The 17916-nt window shown below is 40.6% G+C and carries 17 protein-coding genes and 3 tRNA genes; 10 read left to right on the forward strand and 10 right to left on the reverse strand.

Annotated elements, in window-relative coordinates:
- Window positions 1-11: 11 nt before the first annotated feature.
- On the forward strand, window positions 12-719 hold the full coding sequence (locus HWQ23_RS04040; RefSeq protein WP_292823985.1) for a group I intron-associated PD-(D/E)XK endonuclease: 708 nt from the start codon (window positions 12-14) through the stop codon (window positions 717-719).
- A 51-nt stretch (window positions 720-770) separates the two neighbouring features.
- Here the strand turns inward: HWQ23_RS04040 and HWQ23_RS04045 are convergent, their stop codons facing one another.
- From HWQ23_RS04045 to nadA, 4 genes are all read right to left on the reverse strand, one after another.
- On the reverse strand, window positions 771-1937 hold the full coding sequence (locus HWQ23_RS04045; RefSeq protein ID WP_292823856.1) for an Arm DNA-binding domain-containing protein: 1167 nt from the start codon (window positions 1935-1937) through the stop codon (window positions 771-773).
- A 214-nt stretch (window positions 1938-2151) separates the two neighbouring features.
- A tRNA-Thr gene (locus HWQ23_RS04050) sits at window positions 2152-2223 on the reverse strand.
- 87 nt (window positions 2224-2310) lie between these two features.
- Window positions 2311-2396 (reverse strand) — tRNA-Tyr (locus tag HWQ23_RS04055).
- Between the two features lie 122 nt (window positions 2397-2518).
- Window positions 2519-3493, reverse strand: a complete 975-nt coding sequence (gene nadA, locus HWQ23_RS04060; RefSeq protein WP_292823859.1) for a quinolinate synthase NadA — start codon at window positions 3491-3493, stop codon at window positions 2519-2521.
- Window positions 3494-3642: 149 nt separating this feature from the next.
- On the opposite strand from nadA, the gene HWQ23_RS04065 reads away from it, so the two are divergent.
- From HWQ23_RS04065 to HWQ23_RS04095, 7 genes are all read left to right on the forward strand, one after another.
- Window positions 3643-4563, forward strand: a complete 921-nt coding sequence (locus tag HWQ23_RS04065) for a TIGR04168 family protein (protein ID WP_292823988.1) — start codon at window positions 3643-3645, stop codon at window positions 4561-4563.
- 131 nt (window positions 4564-4694) lie between these two features.
- Window positions 4695-4779, forward strand: a tRNA-Ser gene (locus HWQ23_RS04070).
- Between the two features lie 89 nt (window positions 4780-4868).
- Window positions 4869-5075, forward strand: coding sequence for a hypothetical protein (locus HWQ23_RS04075; RefSeq protein ID WP_292823862.1), 207 nt, complete (start codon window positions 4869-4871; stop codon window positions 5073-5075).
- Window positions 5076-5252: 177 nt separating this feature from the next.
- Window positions 5253-6545, forward strand: coding sequence for a GTPase (locus HWQ23_RS04080; protein WP_292823865.1), 1293 nt, complete (start codon window positions 5253-5255; stop codon window positions 6543-6545).
- Between the two features lie 114 nt (window positions 6546-6659).
- Entirely contained in the window at window positions 6660-6926 is a 267-nt protein-coding gene (locus tag HWQ23_RS04085; RefSeq protein ID WP_292823868.1) for a FitA-like ribbon-helix-helix domain-containing protein, read from the forward strand.
- A complete protein-coding gene (locus tag HWQ23_RS04090) occupies window positions 6923-7381 on the forward strand; it encodes a type II toxin-antitoxin system VapC family toxin (RefSeq protein WP_292823871.1) in 459 nt (152 codons plus the stop codon). The genes HWQ23_RS04085 and HWQ23_RS04090 overlap by 4 nt, the downstream gene beginning before the upstream one ends.
- A gap of 45 nt (window positions 7382-7426) precedes the next feature.
- The gene (locus tag HWQ23_RS04095; protein WP_292823874.1) at window positions 7427-7873 is read left to right on the forward strand and encodes an acyl-CoA thioesterase; all 447 of its coding nucleotides are present in this window, start codon (window positions 7427-7429) and stop codon (window positions 7871-7873) included.
- Here the strand turns inward: HWQ23_RS04095 and HWQ23_RS04100 are convergent.
- Genes HWQ23_RS04100 through menA form a run of 3 tightly spaced genes read right to left on the reverse strand, consistent with a single transcriptional unit; the run spans window position 7866 to window position 11154 of the window.
- Window positions 7866-9251 (reverse strand): 2-succinylbenzoate--CoA ligase, encoded by a 1386-nt coding sequence (locus HWQ23_RS04100; RefSeq protein ID WP_292823877.1) that lies wholly within the window; start codon window positions 9249-9251, stop codon window positions 7866-7868. The genes HWQ23_RS04095 and HWQ23_RS04100 overlap by 8 nt on opposite strands.
- Window positions 9236-10243: an o-succinylbenzoate synthase gene (locus HWQ23_RS04105; protein ID WP_292823880.1), complete on the reverse strand. Its 1008-nt coding sequence runs from the start codon at window positions 10241-10243 to the stop codon at window positions 9236-9238. Before HWQ23_RS04105 ends, HWQ23_RS04100 begins: the two co-directional genes overlap by 16 nt.
- 14 nt (window positions 10244-10257) lie before the next feature.
- Window positions 10258-11154, reverse strand: a complete 897-nt coding sequence (gene menA, locus HWQ23_RS04110) for a 2-carboxy-1,4-naphthoquinone phytyltransferase (protein WP_292823883.1) — start codon at window positions 11152-11154, stop codon at window positions 10258-10260.
- A 308-nt stretch (window positions 11155-11462) separates the two neighbouring features.
- On the opposite strand from menA, the gene HWQ23_RS04115 reads away from it, so the two are divergent.
- Window positions 11463-12875 carry an isochorismate synthase gene (locus HWQ23_RS04115; protein WP_292823886.1) on the forward strand — a complete coding sequence of 471 codons (1413 nt, stop codon included), beginning with the start codon at window positions 11463-11465 and terminating at the stop codon, window positions 12873-12875.
- 62 nt (window positions 12876-12937) lie between these two features.
- On the opposite strand, the gene HWQ23_RS04120 is transcribed toward HWQ23_RS04115, so the two are convergent.
- Together HWQ23_RS04120 and HWQ23_RS04125 are read right to left on the reverse strand one after the other, a co-directional pair.
- Complete coding sequence (locus HWQ23_RS04120; protein WP_334888779.1) at window positions 12938-13885, reverse strand: L-lactate dehydrogenase; 948 nt, start codon at window positions 13883-13885, stop codon at window positions 12938-12940.
- A gap of 147 nt (window positions 13886-14032) precedes the next feature.
- The gene (locus HWQ23_RS04125; RefSeq protein ID WP_292823889.1) at window positions 14033-15340 is read right to left on the reverse strand and encodes a glutamate-5-semialdehyde dehydrogenase; all 1308 of its coding nucleotides are present in this window, start codon (window positions 15338-15340) and stop codon (window positions 14033-14035) included.
- A gap of 412 nt (window positions 15341-15752) precedes the next feature.
- Between HWQ23_RS04125 and HWQ23_RS04130 the strand changes: the two genes are divergently transcribed.
- Complete coding sequence (locus HWQ23_RS04130; protein ID WP_292823891.1) at window positions 15753-17741, forward strand: zinc metalloprotease HtpX; 1989 nt, start codon at window positions 15753-15755, stop codon at window positions 17739-17741.
- On the opposite strand, the gene HWQ23_RS04135 is transcribed toward HWQ23_RS04130, so the two are convergent.
- A partial coding sequence (locus HWQ23_RS04135) for a hypothetical protein (protein ID WP_292823893.1) occupies window positions 17657-17916 on the reverse strand: 260 nt, incomplete at its 5' end. The genes HWQ23_RS04130 and HWQ23_RS04135 overlap by 85 nt on opposite strands.

Below are 17916 nucleotides of genomic sequence, written 5' to 3' on the forward strand. Positions count from 1 at the left end.
GAAGTGATATGATGATTATCTCGATTGAGGGTTCGTTATTGCTGCATCATACCAAGAATAAAGGCGATATTGCTGCTACGAAAGCGATCGCGGATCTAACTCTTAAAGGATACTTGATTCTCACACCATTTGTTTGTGAGCATTTACCTTTTGATTTTGTTGCCTACAAAGATGATAAATTTTACAAAATACAAGCTAAATACGCGGGAGACAACAGGGTAGTAAATAAAACTATTTGGGTAAATAAAAATGGTACTCATCAGAAGAAGTATAAAGTAAATGACTTTGACTTTTATGCTGTTTATCTGCCTGACATAGATAAAGTTGTTTATCCATCAATTAACTTTAATGGTTGCTACATAACTACCCAGATACCTAATTCACCTACACCGTTTTACTGGTGGGAGGATTTTACAGATTTTACTGAAGCAGCGTCTAAGCGAACCTACAAGGAGTTTGGCGTTGATTTAACAACCAGAAAGGTTAACCCAGATTCTAGAATTCATACTAGAAAAGTAGAAAGACCATCAAAAGAAGAACTGGAAAAACTAGTTTGGGAAAAGCCAACCGCACAAATTGGGAGAGATTTGGGCGTGTCTGACAAGGCTGTAGAAAAGTGGTGTAAGGCTTATGGGGTTGAAAAACCACCTAGAGGTTATTGGGTGAAGATGGCTTATGGAAAAGTAGAAGGACAGTTAACAACCTATGAAGAAGATTGAACTCGTAGTAACATCTTGAGTAAGGATGTCAGTTTCTGAACAGTGAATATACTAAAGCGGTTTAAGTTGCTCTAAAAGTTTACCATCAAGATATTTTTGTTCTATAACATCCACCGAATTATCACACCATTTTGCAACTACAGCAGTAGGAACACCTTTTGCAATTTGCTCAGATATGAAAGTATCACGACATGAATATGGTGTGGTTTGACGTTCTACTAATGGGTCTACAATTTTATCCCAAGCTCGACGTGAGAAGTTTCTGTAATGTATTGATAATCCTTCTGGTGATGGAAATATTAAAGATTCCGGCTCAAGATGTTCTGGTTTGATTTTTAAAATTAATTCTTGTAGTCGTTGGTTACAGTTAAAAACACGCTTTTTATTGTTCTTAGAGCCATTAACCCTTACCCTTTCACCATTTCCCACCTGAACTAATGCGCCTTCAAAGGTAATTTGAGAACAATCAGGTGTAATATGCTTCCATTGCAGACCGATAGCTTCTGATGGTCGGCATCCTGTTAAAAACAAAAACTCCACAAATGGTGAGTAATAACTGTAGCCTATACCTTTAGATGGTTTGTGATTTTTAAAAGCCTGAATTATTTTTTCTTTCTCTTCTTCACTAAAGGCGTTAGGTTGTGAATTATCCTGCCACTTATGCTTGGGAAGCTCATTGTACATCCCTTCAAAAGGATTAAAAGTTACTAAACCATATTTCATTCCCCATTTACAAGCTGCTGAAAGATACATGAGTACATCTTTGGCTTGTGAGATAGTTGTTTGTTGCAACAATGCAAGTCTGATTTTGATACCCTCATCCAAATCTTGATATGGACAGCGTTTAATATGTTTTTCTAGTACAGCTAGTTTATCCAGTGTTCTAGGTTTTAGAGATTGACGTTTGTAATCAATGTACCTATCCCACAGGTCTGAAATTGTTAATATTTTCGGCTGTTCGCCAGGAGTAACTATAGATAAATGTCTCTGTGGCTTGTACTTAGCCAGTGTTTCATCAAAGCTACCAGATGCAATGTCTAACTCTATCTGATGTGCTTTCTGTTCTGCTAGCTGACGATTTTCTGGTGTATCAGCTAAATTCAGGGTCAGATACTTTTGTGTACCCTCGTAAAGTTGTCTTGGCAGTCTCAGACGTAATCGACTTTGAAATGATTCAACACTTACTGTTCCTTTAGACGCTTTTTGTGTTCTGTCCATTAGTTTTGACTATGAAAATAAATTGCTCTATAAAAATCATAGTCAAAATCATAGTCAAAAAACAAGCTCATAGCCAAATCATAGTCAAAATCATAGTCAAAATCATAGTCAGAATAGCCAAAAATGGAAGTAAGAGAGTGAGCTTTTCAACATCCAGATTCCTTAAAAAGCCTGAAACCCTTAACTTTGCGTTGATTATTCTGTGAATTTAAAAAGCCCGTGACGAGGATTGAACTCGTGACCTCACCCTTACCAAGGGTGTGCTCTACCACTGAGCCACACGGGCAAAATATAACTTTGGTTTTTTAGTTGTAAGTTACAATGCTGGGAGCTTTGCTCTTTACCCAGACATTATAACCTATAACTTCGCAAGTGGTGGGCCGGGCTGGATTTGAACCAGCGTAGGCGCTAGCCAACGGATTTACAGTCCGTCTCCATTAACCACTCGGACACCGACCCGATTTGTCTCACGATTAATAATATTAGCACCATGTTTTATAAATAGCAAGTGTTTAGAAAAAATAACTTATGGGTAGAGACGCAATAAAACTGCGTCTCTACCTTATGGATAAAAATACTAGTTACACGCTCATCTCCAGCATTCGTTGCATTGGTCGCAGTGCAGCAAGGCGAATATCCTCTGACATGGTAATTTCGGGAGTGCGATTTTTCATTGCCCAGTAGAGCTTTTCTAGAGTGTTTAACCGCATAAACGGACATTCGTTACAAGCGCAGTTATTCATCGGTGGGGCAGGAATAAAACGCTTGTCAGGAGCTAGTTTTTGCATTTGGTGAATGATTCCAGGCTCCGTAGCAACGATAAATTCCTTGGTAGGGCTGTTTTGACAATACTTCAGTAAGGCGGCTGTGGAGCCAATAAAGCTAGCGTGGCGCAATACACTACTTTCACATTCTGGGTGTGCGATCGCCTCTGCTTCTGGGTGGGTAATTTTTAACTGGACAATTTTCTTTTCCGAAAAGGTTTCATGGACAACACAGCTACCTTGCCATAGCACCAAATCTCGTTCAGTCTGTTCCATGACATACCGCCCCAAATTCCGATCTGGGGCAAAAATAATCGGCTGTTCCTTCGGTATCTGCTGCACAATTTTCACAGCGTTGGAACTAGTACAAATAATATCGCTCATCGCCTTAATATCAGCAGAGCAGTTGATATAAGACACCACCAAATGATCTGGATGCGCTGCTTTAAAAGCTGCAAACTCCTCAGGTGGACAACTGTCGGCTAAAGAACAACCAGCATTCAAATCTGGTAAAAGTACTAATTTATCGGGATTAAGTATCTTTGCTGTTTCTGCCATGAAGTGAACACCAGCAAACACGATCACATCCGCATTAGTTTTTTCTGCGGCTTTCGCCAGTTGTAATGAATCGCCAATAAAGTCTGCAATATCCTGAATATCTGGCTCTTGATAATAATGTGCCAGAATAACTGCATTGAGTTCTTTTTTGAGACTCTCAATGGCGGCAAACAAATCTAGTGGTAGTTCACCCGGTTGGGTTTTTTCTCGTTGAGCTAGTGCAGTGGTAAACACAATTAGGGGGTGCTCTAAGTTGCAAATTTATGTCCTGTGGAATCAATTATAGTAGTTTTTACCAAAAATAGTGGACGGTTGATATTTTGGGGTTGTGTCCAAATCGGGCTGAGTTTCATATCCTGGAGATAGACGGCAAGGAAAGTGGCATGACCAGTCAGAAAACTCAATCGATAACCCTCAAAATTGCTGTAATTGGAGATGTTCACGACCAATGGGAAGTGGAAGATGGTATTGCACTCAAGCATCTGGGTGTTGACTTAGCGCTGTTTGTCGGGGATTTTGGCAATGAATCGGTGGAAGTGGTCAGAGCGATCGCTTCTCTCGATATTCCCAAAGCAGCCGTAATGGGCAACCACGATGCCTGGTACACCGCCACCGAATGGGGACGCAAAAAGGCTCCTTATGACCGCTCTAAGGAAGACTGGGTACAGGAACAACTCGATTTATTAGGCGCGTCCCATGTCGGTTACGGTAAGCTAGATTTTCCCGCTTGGAATTTAACTGTAGTGGGGGGTCGTCCCTTTACCTGGGGTGGCCCAGAGTGGAAATTCGCGGAAATCTGTAAAGAACGTTACGGTGTGACGAGTTTGGAAGAATCCGCCGATCGCATCGTGAAAGCGGTGAAAAGCGCCGCTTACGAGACGATTATATTTTTGGGTCACAATGGGCCTAGTGGGTTAGGCGATCGCCCCGAAGACCCCTGCGGCAAAGACTGGCACCCAATTGGCGGCGATTTTGGTGATCCAGATTTTGGCGAGGCGATTTCTCAAGCCTTGACTGCTGGTAAAACCATTCCCCTGGTGACATTTGGTCATATGCACCGAGATTTACGCCATACCAAGAAGGTGCAGCGCAAGCCCATCTTTAGAAGTCCAGAGGGGACAATTTACTTGAATGCAGCCATTGTGCCGAGGATTGTGGAAAATGACGGCGAGAAGTTGCGTAATTTTTCCATTGTCACCCTAGAGGCGGGTGTGGTTTCGCAAGTTTCCCTAGTTTGGGTAGGCAATGACTTCCAGGTGGCGGAGGAGGAAATTTTGTATGAGCGATCGCGCAGTGTGTCGTAGAGATTCGCATTCAGTTGTGCAATCTGCGTAGATGATACGATATAGTATTATCTGTCAGCTTTAGTGCTAACCAACAAAAGCGCCTGAATAGCGTCTGAATGTAGGGAAAGCATCAGTTTGACAGATTTACTGGAGAGGTGGCAGAGTGGTCGATTGCGTCCGACTTGAAATCGGATGAGGCTAAAACCTCCGGGAGTTCGAATCTCCCCCTCTCCGTTGAATGAATGTTGTTATCAAGTAGCATACCTGTTTTGCATCTACAATATATCCAAATTGATGCACAAATAGTATTTGGTTAACTACTGATGAAAAATCTAAACATTAAAGAAGAAGCTCGCAAATTGATTGACAAGTTGCCAGAAAATTCCACATGGCATGATTTGATGTACCAAATTTATGTTCGGCAAACTGTTGAAGCTGGACTAGCGGATAGCAAAGCTAGTAATGTTATTTCTGTACAAGAAGTGCGGAAGAAATTTGGACTCCCAGAATTAATAAAAAAATATCTTTAAAATAAATCTCTACATCAAAACTTTAAAAAACTATCCTTAATACTGTAAAAACCCTTTTATCCCACAAATAATTTATAGACAATTTTAGTAATACTACGATTGTCATTAACATTACGTTCCAATTAGATTGTATATAAGTACATCAACACTGTACCTATTGTATAGGATTAATTTACCATGAGTAGCACAAATCAAGTTTTTGACGAAGCGTATAAGCAAGTTCTTACTTTGAAAGGGCAATGTAATATTTTGGTTATAGGAAAAACTGGTGTTGGGAAAAGTACACTAATCAATGCTCTCTTTGGAAATAATTTAGCAAAAGCTAACACAGGTAATCCAGTAACTAAAAATATCACAAAATACACTAAAGCAAAATCTCCTGTTACAGTTTATGACTCTCCAGGGCTTGAACTTTCTAGTAGTAACCCGTTTACTCAAATCTTTTTTGATCATAATAGACAAGTAAAAAAAGATATCTCTCAACTAATTGATACGCAAAGTAAGCTGGCACCAAAAGAACACATTCATATTATTTGGTACTGTATAAATAATGCAGCAGATAGAATTGAGAAAGTTGAAGAAGACTGGGTAAAACAACTCGGTTCTCAAGGGTTATCTATTATTATTGTCCTGACTAAAGCTTCACAAAAACCGAATGAAAAATTAAAAAGGTGCTTAAGAAAGCTACCTATTAGGTATATTATTCCTATTTTGGCCAAACCACAGCAAATGGTTAATAACTATACTATGGAAGCACGGGGTTTGGATGTATTAACTAATAAAACTGCTAGCCTCCTCCCAGATGTAGCTAGATTAGCATTTGCTACTGCAATCAAAAATCTGGGTTCAAAAGCACATACAGCAGCCTTTTGGCTAATTCATAGCTATATACCAAGTGCATTTCTTAGCTCGTTTATACTCCCTATTCCGCTCATTAGGTCAAAGGGAAGCACAGCAGTAGTACAAATGGGAATGCTTGCCCACATATCCAGTTTATTTGAATGTAAGTTTGACTTAAAATTTATCGGTATGCTGTTCTTTGCAGCTAATGGAATACCTCTAGAATTTAGTGTTGAAGAAATTTTAAATGTTGAGTCTGTAAAAGAATTTCTCCAATTAGATTCTTTTGAAGAGATTGTAAAGCATGGATTAAACAAGTTGACAGAATGTATACCTTCTTTAGTTCAGAAATTACCAGCCGGAATTCCTGTTTTGGGTGGAGCAATTGCTGGTTCATCAGCAGCAGTATCTACGCTTGTCATTGGTCTTGCTTACATAGATATACTCAAAGAACTTTACAAAAAAGCAGATTTTGATACGGAAAAAATGTCTCTCTCTGAACTGGGGTTATCTATATCTGAACTTGGAAAAATGCTACGTGAGAGAGTTGAATATTATGCAAAAAATCTTTGGAAAGTCTTGGATTTACTCTTACTTGTTAGTAACGGCAAGTTTGCACTATCTCCCTAATTAACATCGGTTCTCGTATTGGCGATCGCACAGACAAGAAAATGCGATCGCCTCGCTCCCCCTTTTGCTTGCATTATGTTAGCATAATGATAAATTCTACTTTGAGGAAAAGCGATGGCTACCCTTTATGTAAGAAATTTACCCGATGATTTGTATGTCAAGCTGCAAGAGTTAGCGGTATCTCAGCACCGTTCAATTAACGCCCAAGTTATAACTCTGTTAGAAGAAGCTTTGAAAACTGAAGCACAGCAAATAGAAGACCAGAAACAAGAGAATGTACTTAAAGTCCTAGAAGAAAGTCGCCAGCGTCGCCGTGTGAATCCAGCAGACTTCGGATTACCTGATAGTACTCAACTGATTCGAGAAGACCGCGAGAGATGACCAATCCTCTCAGATGCGTGTTAGATACCAGTGTGTGTATCAAGTATTTTATTGCTGATCCACTAACTCCCAAAGTTAATCAACTTCTCGACCATTTTGCCAATCCACAGACGGAAATATTTGTTCCAGACCTCTTTTACATTGAGTGTGCTAACGCCTTATTAAAGTACGTCCGTGCAAGAATGTACACTGATGCTGAGGTTCAGACAGATTTAGCCACCCTCAAAGCTTTGCCCTTGCGTGTCGTCTCCACGGCTGACTTGATGGCGGATGCAGTTACGATCGCATTAAATTATGGAATCTCCGCCTATGATGCCTCTTATGTTGCACTTTCACAGCAGGTAGGTGCTACTTTGGTGACTCTCGACGGTAAGCTGGTGAAAGCTTTAGCAACTTCGTCTTACAATATTTGCTCGTTTAATGACTTCGAGGTTCCGCCGTTGGAGTCGATGTAGAAGCGATCGCCTAATTAGTTTGCAAAGCAAGTTTATATATTAAAAATGCCTTTTACTTATAACCGCACGGTTCGCTTTCAAGATACTGATGCTGCTGGGGTAGTTTATTTTGCTAATGTTTTGGGTATTTGCCATGAAGCTTATGAGGAATCTCTAGAAGCATCAAGTATTAATCTTAAAGATTTTTTTACTAATCTATCTGTGGGGTTTCCCATTGTTCATGCTAATGTTGATTTTTTACGCCCTATGTTTGTTGGGGACAAGTTGCTGATTAGCTTAATTCCCCAAAAACTAGGTGTTGATAAGTTTGAAATTACTTACGAAATTAGTGTGGATGAGGTGGTTGTTGCTAAGGCTATTACTAGGCATGTTTGTATTGATGTGAGTAGTAGAATTAAGCAGGAATTACCTGATGAGATAATTCAATGGTTGGAAACGAACCGCAGAGACGCTGAGGACGCAGAGAGAAGAAGGTCGAGAGAGATTATGTGATGGGATTCTCTAGGAATTCTGTGGCTATTTGCTGTAGTTGTTGGCGGTTAATTTTACCTTGGGAGTTACGGGGTAAGTTTTGTTGGGGAATCCAATATTTAGGGATTTTAAATTTGCTGAGTTTGTCTTTAAGTAGGGTTTGGATTTTTAAGGCAGAGGTATCTGATTCTTTGGGAATGTAAATCGCTGTTAATACTTGTCCCCAGTGTTTATCTGGGATGCCGATGACACAAATATCACCAACCATTTGAGTTGCTTGTATTGCGGATTCAATCTCTGCTGGGTAAATATTTTCTCCACCGGTAATAATTTTGTCGCTGTTACGTCCGACAATATTTAAATGACCTTGGTCGTCTAAAAAACCTAAATCATCTACTTGGAAAATATCCTGATTTTCTCTGGTTATCGGATAGTAACCAAGGGCTAGAGATTGAGCATGAATGTTGATATTTCCTATTTGATTGGATTTTAAAATCTCGCCTTGCTGATTGCGAATAGTTACTTTTGCATGGGGAAGAATTTGACCACTGCTAATTTTACCGCTCAGAAAATCATCTGGTTTGAGGGTAGCAATTTGAGAAGCGGTTTCTGTCATGCCATAGGTAGGTGCTAACCGGATGCTATGAAATCTGGCTTTTTCTAGTAGTTCGTTCCATGCTGGCGCACCTCCCAAAAGTACAGTATGAAATTGGGATAACCATTCAGTTAATTCGGGATTTTGCAGGAGGCGTTGTAACTGTGTTGGTACTAAAGATATGAAAAAGTCTGGTTGTTTAATATTTAATGTTTGACCAGATTCTACGGCTTTAAATGGTTGAATAACTAGTTTACCTGCGGTAGTGAAAGAACGCATAAATTGCATTAAACCGCTAACGTGATATAACGGCAATATGCAAAATGAATTGACTTGCTTGAGTTGAAAGTATTGTGTAAATCCTTGTACAGATGCTATGAGAGTTTCCCAAGTGTGGATGGCGAATTTAATCTGCCCCGATGAACCACCTGTAGGAATCATAATCAGTGGGGAGTGGGGAGTAGGGAGTGGGGAGTGGGGGAGTGGGAGAGTGGGGGAGTGGGGGAGTTTTCCCAAAATAATATCTGGCTGTACTAAATCAAAGACTTGTTGCCATTCTTGTGTTCCCCAGTCGGGGTTACACAGAAAAACTTGACAATTAGCTGCACAAGCAGCAATAAAACTTGCTAGAAATCGTACTGGTTCGCGTTCAGCTATGATAATTTTTGGTGACGTTCCACACGCTGATAAGTGTGTTAGTTCTAAATAGAATTCTTGAGCTATTTGATTAAATTGATGGCTGTTATAACCGATAAGCCAATCATCCTGAGTTAGGTTATTAAGACAGTCTAAAGGCTGTTGCATAAACTTTGAAGCCAGGTTTCTTCTTGTTCAAAAAAATGGTCGATGCCAAAACCAACTGCCCTGTTGTTTCGGGATAATTCGGCTGCTAGCTGGAGTGCTGCAAATCTTGCGATCGCAGTTTCAAATACTGATGAAAATACAGCATCAATTTTATGCTGTTGGCAAAACTTTCTCAGACGAGATGGTGATCCAACTATCCCAGGCTTAATCACAAAAATCCCTCGCCAACCTTGTTGATGACAGGCGGCGAGTTGCCCAAGTGTGGCGACAGATTCATCTAAGGCGATCGCAGTTTCATAACTCATACTCAATTCCAACATTTGCTGAAATTGCTCAACAGGTAGCGGTTGTTCGATAAATTCAATTTCTAGCGGTATTTCTCCATTTTCCCTGAGATTGTCGCAAGTCCACAGCCATAAGTTAGCTTCCTCATAGCTGAGTCCACCGTTGGCATCTAATCGCAGTTTGGTAAATGCTGGTAAGGTGTGTATCAGTGACTCAAAAATTTTTAGTTCATGGGCGATCGCATACACACCAATTTTCCATTTAAACGTCCGATATCCCTGCTGCCATAAGGTTTTCCATTGATTTAAAGCCGCTTCCCCAGCTGGTAATAAGCCACTGTAGAGGAGTGAAGAGTTAGGAGTTATAAAGTTATCTCCCTCATCTGTCTCATCTCCCCACTCCCCACTCCCCACTCCCCACTCCCGCGCTGACTCAAAGCCAAATTGACAACCTGGTAACTCATCTGGGATCGAGAAAATCGTTTCGTCTGTGATTTCTCCTGGGAGTTGGCGACAAAAATCTAAGGCTTGTTCTAGGGTTTCGGAACCAAACCAGTTAATGGGGGCAATTTCTCCCCAGCCAACTCTAAGAGTTTCATCGGTGAGACGGAGGATAATGCCCTCACGAATATCCCACTTACCATGATTGGTGGTAAGCGATCGCACAAATCTTCGCTGATAGGGACGAAATTTAAATTGATAATGCATCAATTTAGTAATTGCTAAAGCATAAATCCTAAACCGAACAACAAGCAAGCCCAGAAATGCACCGCTACGGCGATGAATTTACAGTTACTAACTTTGTCGGGCTGATTGTGATTTTCTTGGACGTGGCGGCATAATTTGAAGGCAAAGGGTAAACTCACCCAACTCAGCAATGTCCAAGCTGGAGAAATTCCCCACAACACAAACAGCAAGGTGAGGGGATAAATGCTAGCAGTGAACCAAACTAAGAGTTGGGCACCTTTTGCTGTTCCTAGACGGACGATAGGCGATCGCTTACCTGCGGCTATGTCATCCTTAACTTGGTGAAAGTGTGAGCAAAATAAAATTAAAGTTGTGGCAATCCCAACAATCACTGAAGCTGCTAAACTCGTTATTGACCAACTTTGGGTTTGGCTGTAGTAGGCTGCCTCCACTGCTAAGGGGCCAAAGGCAAAAAAGCAAAGAATCTCGCCTAAACCCTGATATCCTAAGCGAAAGGGAGGCCCTTGGTACATATAGCCTAGACCGCAGCACAGCAAAATTATAGCGATAACAGTTAGGTCTTGTTGCGAAAAGGCAATCGCTAATATGCCCAGCAACCCCAAACCTAAACACAAATTTCCTACCCCAAATATTAATGGCTTATTGCCTGTTAAGTTCACCAGAGAATGGTGCTTATTTTGATCAATACCTGTTTCGGAATCAAAGACATCATTACTGATATTTTCCCAGGCAAGAATTAAGATTGCCGCAGCTACAAAAGTAGAAAATACTACACCATTGAAAATTTTAGTCTCGGCAAATGCTACTGCTGTTCCTACCCAAATGGGCATAATGGCAACGCTGTACATTGGCGGTTTAATCGCTGCCATCCATAACTTACTGTTGGGATATAAAATCTGCTTGGTAGTCATCAGTGGTGATTAATTAAATTGCTGGAATATTACTCACAGTTGAGATTTTATGATTTAAAGAGACGCTAGATATTCATCAGCTAAAAACAACTGCCACTTTTACTGTGGCTCCTTAATCTTGCGTTGTTAATACTCCACCCTCACGCTTGCAGCCTAAGGCTGGAACTAGCTTGTCATGGTCTAGTAACACCACAAACAAGGCAAATTCTACGCTGGTGAAATGATAACTTAATATGTTACCTGTAGAAATATGACCACGATTAATTACACTTTAGAAAGTTAACTTAAAAAAAATTTACTATAGATCCATGACAGTTTCACCATGTCGTAGCAACCTCTTTGTACACAAAGATTTATATCAATTTTTGGTAGCAGTGCAAGAAAAGTGCGTCAAAAATAATTGCAGGCAAATTGTCAGTATCTCCCAGGAGATCGATTTAGTTGATCCTTTACTTGTATTGGATAAACTTACACAAGCAAATGAAATAAATTTTTACTTTGAGGACAAAGGTAAAGGAGAAGCGATCGCGGCAATTGATGCTGTAGCAAAATTACAGATTGATGGCGCAGACCGTTTTAGTCAAGCAGAATATTTTATCAAATCTTGTCTAAAAAATATAATTAATTTTGGTAACGCTAACTTACCTTTTTCTGGGCCTCACTTTTTTTGTTATTTCAGTTTTTTTGATAAAAATATTCAACTAGATTATCCCTTTCCATCTGCTACCATCTTTCTTCCACGTTGGCAAGTAGCTGTCAAAAATCAGCGTTGCGTATTAGTAACAAATATAATTATCAATGAAAGTGTAAATATTCAAAGGTTATTGGAGAATCTGCAAAATAAAATTGAATTTATCCAATCTTTAGAATATTACTCTGCTAATATTGATTGTTTTCCAGCAAACTTCTACAAAAAATCCGTCACGAATGCTGCTCAATTTAAACGTTCAGTAGTATCTGCTTTGGAAAAAATTCGGTCTAGTCATTTAAGTAAGATTGTGTTGGCAGATATATTAGATGTCAAGTCAAGCAACCACTTTAACTTAGTTAGATCCTTAAATAATCTTAGGCAAATACATCCTAACTGTTATATTTTTTCTACAAGTAATGGCAAAGGACAAAACTTTATTGGCGCAAGTCCTGAGCGATTAATTAGTATTAATAATCAACAGTTAATTACTGATGCTTTGGCTGGTTCTGCACCACGAGGTAAAACCCCTGCTGAAGATGCAGCTAATGCCAATCGCTTACTCAATAGTGAAAAAGAAAAGCACGAACATTCGCTGGTACTTGATTTCATTACACAACGCCTATGCCAATTAGGTTTATTACCCCAAATATTAGCACCCCGCCTGCGACAATTATCTAATATCCAACATTTATGGACACCAATCAGCGCTACAGTTCCTCCTAACATACATCCATTAAAGATTGTTGGACAATTGCATCCTACACCAGCCGTTGCTGGTGCAGCACGAGATGTTGCTTGTGCGGAAATTCGGCGTTATGAAAACTTTGAAAGGGGTTTGTATGCTGCGCCTCTGGGTTGGATAGATTCTCAGGGGAACTGCGAGTTTATTGTCGGAATTCGTTCAGCATTAATTGATGGCGATCGCGCGAGATTGTATGCTGGTGCTGGTATCGTGGCTGGATCTGATCCTCGCAAAGAATTTGCAGAGGTGCAGCTTAAACTTCAGGCTTTACTTAAAGCCTTAGTTTAAAGTTAATTACTAATTTTGTATGCCAGCTAAAGATATTTACCACCTATGTGAGTTGATTTTTATTATGCTTGCGAGTTATAGGCTTCATTCAGTTTCGTGGCTGACTCTTCTAATAAACGTTGTTCATGAGCATTTCTTGGTAACACCAGTTGGCGCTCAATACCTTGGGAGCCAATGATACATGGAAGTCCAAGAACAACTTCACTGCCAACTCCATAGTTAGAATCTGCTCTCACCGATACTGGAAATATCTGCTTTTCATCTCGTAGAATGCTATCAACTAACTGACAAACTACTATTGATATGCCATAGCTAGTATTTCCTTTACGTTCAGAAATGTTATAGCCTCGCTTACGGGTTAACTCTGCGTACTCTTGCTGAATTTGTTCCAGCGTTGCTCCTTGTGGTATGGGAAATTCAGTTAACAAAATTCCCCCAATAAATGCACTAGACCAAACCACAAATTCACTGTCTCCATGCTCTCCAATCACATAAACACGAACGTCTTGTTTACTAACGTTCAGTCGCTTACCAAGTTGATATCTCAGTCTAGCAGTATCAAGAACGGTTCCTGAACCGAAAATTAGGTTTTCTGCTCTCGTGGAACTGGCGATCGCAATCCGTGTTAGTACATCCACTGGATTGCTAACGATAAGTATGATTGAATTCGGTGCAACTCGATCCAATTCTTTTATTGTTGAACGCATGATCTGTGCATTATCGCTCAACGTATCTAATCGGCTTTGTCCTTCTTTTTGCTGTACCCCAACAGTCACAATAATAATATCAGAATCAGCTAAATCTTCATACTGATTTGATGGTATAATCTCCATGTCTTTAAGTAAGGGAATGGTGTCTTCAATATCCCATGCTTGCCCCTCAGCTTTTGATAAAGTTCGGTCAAAAAGGACGACTCTTACACATCTACCAAGTAGCACTAAAGCATTTGCTACGTCTGAACCCACATTACCCGCACCAATAATACCGACCTTGGATATTTTGCTACTCATGCGAAATCTACTTTTTTGTAACTGGCCCTACTATAGGACTCTGATTTGATTTTTGAAAATATATTGAGACTGAAAAGCCAGTTTTATCTGGGTTTCATTTGAAATCTTGTTCAGAAATCAGACATGAGTCCTATATGTGAGAATACTTTACACTAAATCCTGATGAGTAAAAGCTTTAGCATTCGCCCCAGTGTAAGTAGCCACAATATGACCATCGCCAGTCATTTGATATTTGTATGTGACTAATCCTTCTAAACCAACGGGGCCGCGGGGAGGCATTTGTTGTGTACTAATTCCTACTTCTGCGCCGAAACCATAGCGGAAGCCATCAGCAAATCGGGTAGAACAATTGTGGAATATATTAGCTGAATTGACAAGTCCAAAGAAAGTTTCCACAGATGCCGAATCTTCAGAGATAATGGCATCGGTATGACGAGAACCATATTCGTTAATATGGGCGATCGCATCTTCTATAGAATTTACAATCTTTATCGACAAAATAAAATCGCTGTATTCTGTTTCCCAGTCTATTTGTGTTGCAGTTTTGATGTTAGGTAAAATTTCTAAGGTACGTTTATCACCCCTTAATTCTACATCACGTTCTTGCAAAGCCTCAGCAACTTTTGGTAAAAATTTTGTAGCAATTGATTGGTGAACTAGCAAGGTTTCAATTGCATTACAAACAGCAGGATATTGCGCTTTGGCATCGACTGTAATCGAAACTGCAACAGAAATATCGGCGGCTTTATCTATATAAAGATGACAAATTCCGTCGGCGTGACCTAGTACCGGAATGCGCGTATTTTCTTGCACAAACTGGACAAAAGAATTAGAACCTCTAGGAATAATTAAATCTACATATTTATCTAACTTCAAAAGTTCTAAAGTTTCTTCTCTAGTTGTTAGCAACTGTACGGCATCAGGGTTAACAGCAGTATGAGATAATCCTTGCTTAATTGCCTTAACGATCGCTTCGCAAGAACGCACCGCTTCCTTTCCACCTTTAAGGATGACACCATTTCCCGATTTGATCGCCAAGGAAACAATTTGAATCGCCGCCTCTGGACGTGCTTCAAAAATAATCCCCAAAACGCCTAAAGGACAAGTGATCCGCTTGAGAGTCAAACCACTATCAAGTTCGCGGTGAATCTGTATTTTACCAACTGGATCAGCTAGCTTACCAACATCTCGTACCCCAGCGATCGCATCTCTTAATTTATGTTCATCCAACTGCAAGCGCTTATAAAGTGGTTGGGGAATTCCCACCGCAGTTGCAGCTTTACAATCAGCAACATTTGCTGATAAAATTTCATCTCTAGCTGATTCTAAAGCTTGAGCGATCGCAACAAGTGCTTGATTTTTTGCCTCAGTGGAGAGAATCGCTAGCTTACTTGCAGCTTGGCGGGTTTGTCCTGCGATCGTAATTAGGGGAGAACCAATATCAAGAATAGTCATAGTACAAATCTTTACTTTTTCCTCATCTTATCAATCTGAGTTGATTATTGTTTTTTGTCTTCCTCCAATCGGGTGAACCATCTGGGTAATCAATAATTACTCTGATCGGGTGAAGCAAGACTTGGGTCAAAACATTTATTCTGTGATTATCAAACACAGACAAATTAAAGGTAGTCAATTCGCACTATTAAGAATATTGTAAGTATTATTACAGGCATTATTTGAAAATCTTAAATATGATTTATGCGTTCTCTAGACTAGACAGACATAGTAATTTATGTTTCTCTAGTCTTTTTACTTAAGTAAATAATTTATACTAGTGTGATTTAAATTTTTACGAAATTGCAGTGACGATCGCGGGATCTATTGAGTATTGATAGATCAAATACTATCCCTTTGTTAGGGAGATTTTATGTCATTGCAATCTGGATTAGATGCCTTAAAACAAAAGCGTTATCAAGAAGCGGTTGAATTACTCGAACAATTCTGCCGCAATTGTGTTGATAGCGATTCCTCAGATTATCTTTCAGCACAGATGTGGCTGATCAAAGCCTATCAAGGCACAGGCGAAATCGAAAAAGCCAAAATCCTGTGTCAAAAGTTAATGATCAGTGAAAACCCACAAACTCGCAGTTGGGCAGAACAAGCTAGTCAATCGTTGCGGCAAACGCCATCTAACGCCAGCCAAAAAGCTGGTCGCGCTGCTAGCACTGGGATGAAATTAACGATGGGGGGTGTGGGTGGTAGTTTGGTGTTAGCTTCTGGTGTCACCATGGCCTTGCTGTTTGGCATGGTTTTAGCTTTAGCTTTGAGCTTAGTATTTATTCTGGGTAGCAACGATCCACTCCAAGGGCTAGCGATCGCTATTGGTATTACCCTAGTTTTTAATATCGCCGCTTTTTTCCTGTCTCCATTTCTCATGGACTTAACTCAAGGCTGGCTTTACCAAACTCGCTGGGTAGAGTTAGCAGAAGTTGAAAGCCTCAGTCCAGAGACAGCTAAAATTATTCGCCAAGTCTGTCAGCAGAAAAATCTCAAAATACCGCGTTTGGGAATCATTAACGACCAAAACCCCACGGCTTTTACTTATGGGTCATTGCCGAACAGCGCTCGTTTAGTCGTCAGTCAGGGACTTTTCACTTACCTAGATGATGATGAAATTGCTACTGTCTACGCTCACGAACTGGGGCACATCGTCCACTGGGACTTTGCAGTAATGACAGTAGCTTCTACCTTAGTGCAAATTTGTTACCTGATTTACAGCACAGCCAGAAGATTTGGTCGTGGCGGTGGCGATAACAAAATTAAAGATGCGATCCAAACTGCTGCCTTAGTTGCCTACGTGTTTTATGTTGCCGGTACTTATCTACTGCTGTATCTCTCCCGCACACGGGAATACTTTGCTGATCACTTTGCAGCCGAAAGTACAGCCAATCCCAATGGATTATCCCGCGCTTTGGTGAAGATTGCCTATGGGATATTGGAAGAAGGTTCGCGATCGCCAGAACCCAGCCGTTTAATTGAAGGGACTCGCGCCTTGGGTATCTATGATCATAAAGCCGCCGCTTCCACAGGAACCGCCTACCGCATTGCATCCGATCCGCAAAAAGTTGGTCGTGTGTTTTTGTGGGATATGTTTAACCCTTGGGGCTGGTGGATGGAATTAAATTCAACTCACCCCTTGACAGGAAAACGAGTTCGTGCATTAAGCACCTATGCGGAACAATTAGGTTTAGCGACCGAGTTTGATATGGGGCGAGTTATTGGAGAAGGCAAAACTCTGAGTAAGAGTAGGCTTTACGGCAGCTTCTTTTTAGATGTTGTGCTGTATGGCGCTGAAACAATTGGTTTCTTCGTTGGTTTGGTAATGAGTATGATTCTGTGGTCAAGTTCCCCAAACACAGGTTTAGTAATTGGTGCGCCACTAATTGGCTTAGGGATAGGAATTGTGATCAAAGCCTTGGTGATGTTCCCCGACTACAAGCAAGCACCAGAAACTGATATTCTCACCTTGATGTCAGACCCTTACGCCAGTCCGTTGCGTGGACAACCTGCAAAACTTAAAGGTCAACTAATTGGTCGTGGCGACGCTGGTTATAAGTTTGGTTCCGATTTAAAAATTCAGGATCGTAGCGGAATGCTTTATCTGCGCTACGCCTCACGCTTTGGCCCCATCGGCAATTTCTTGTTTGGGATGAAGCGAGTCCAAAGCTTGATTGGTGAACAAGTTGCGGCAGTGGGTTGGTTCCGCCGGGGTGTTGCGCCTTGGATGGATCTAATTCAACTCAAAAGTGAAAATGGCACTATTGTCAATAGTTACCATCGCTTCTGGTCATTTCTCCTTGGCAGTGGATCGATTATTCTAGGAGTCGTCTTGACTATATTTTTGAGTAGTAGATAGCTGAGAGGCATCGCCAACGCATTTGCTATTTCCGCGATCGCATTTGCTATTTCCGCGATCGCATTTGCTATTTCCGCGATCGCATTTGCTACTTCGGCGATCGCATTTGCTACTTCCGCGATCGCATTTGCTATTTCCGCGATCGCATTTGCTATTTCCGCGATCGCATTTGCTA

Source organism: Nostoc sp. JL33, from assembly GCF_017114985.1.
Classification (GTDB): Bacteria; Cyanobacteriota; Cyanobacteriia; order Cyanobacteriales; family Nostocaceae; genus Nostoc.

Excerpts from the sequence above, each read along its gene's own strand:
- HWQ23_RS04095 (WP_292823874.1), top strand. The coding sequence starts at position 7,427 with ATGCCTTTTACTTATAACCGCACGGTTCGCTTTCAAGATACTGATGCT.
- HWQ23_RS04115 (WP_292823886.1), top strand. The coding sequence starts at position 11,463 with ATGACAGTTTCACCATGTCGTAGCAACCTCTTTGTACACAAAGATTTA.
- HWQ23_RS04075 (WP_292823862.1), top strand. The coding sequence starts at position 4,869 with ATGAAAAATCTAAACATTAAAGAAGAAGCTCGCAAATTGATTGACAAG.
- menA (WP_292823883.1), bottom strand. The coding sequence starts at position 11,154 with ATGACTACCAAGCAGATTTTATATCCCAACAGTAAGTTATGGATGGCA.
- HWQ23_RS04045 (WP_292823856.1), bottom strand. The coding sequence starts at position 1,937 with ATGGACAGAACACAAAAAGCGTCTAAAGGAACAGTAAGTGTTGAATCA.
- HWQ23_RS04085 (WP_292823868.1), top strand. The coding sequence starts at position 6,660 with ATGGCTACCCTTTATGTAAGAAATTTACCCGATGATTTGTATGTCAAG.
- HWQ23_RS04040 (WP_292823985.1), top strand. The coding sequence starts at position 12 with ATGATTATCTCGATTGAGGGTTCGTTATTGCTGCATCATACCAAGAAT.
- HWQ23_RS04100 (WP_292823877.1), bottom strand. The coding sequence starts at position 9,251 with ATGCAACAGCCTTTAGACTGTCTTAATAACCTAACTCAGGATGATTGG.
- HWQ23_RS04090 (WP_292823871.1), top strand. The coding sequence starts at position 6,923 with ATGACCAATCCTCTCAGATGCGTGTTAGATACCAGTGTGTGTATCAAG.
- HWQ23_RS04105 (WP_292823880.1), bottom strand. The coding sequence starts at position 10,243 with ATGCATTATCAATTTAAATTTCGTCCCTATCAGCGAAGATTTGTGCGA.
- HWQ23_RS04130 (WP_292823891.1), top strand. The coding sequence starts at position 15,753 with ATGTCATTGCAATCTGGATTAGATGCCTTAAAACAAAAGCGTTATCAA.
- HWQ23_RS04065 (WP_292823988.1), top strand. The coding sequence starts at position 3,643 with ATGACCAGTCAGAAAACTCAATCGATAACCCTCAAAATTGCTGTAATT.
- HWQ23_RS04125 (WP_292823889.1), bottom strand. The coding sequence starts at position 15,340 with ATGACTATTCTTGATATTGGTTCTCCCCTAATTACGATCGCAGGACAA.
- HWQ23_RS04120 (WP_334888779.1), bottom strand. The coding sequence starts at position 13,885 with ATGAGTAGCAAAATATCCAAGGTCGGTATTATTGGTGCGGGTAATGTG.
- HWQ23_RS04080 (WP_292823865.1), top strand. The coding sequence starts at position 5,253 with ATGAGTAGCACAAATCAAGTTTTTGACGAAGCGTATAAGCAAGTTCTT.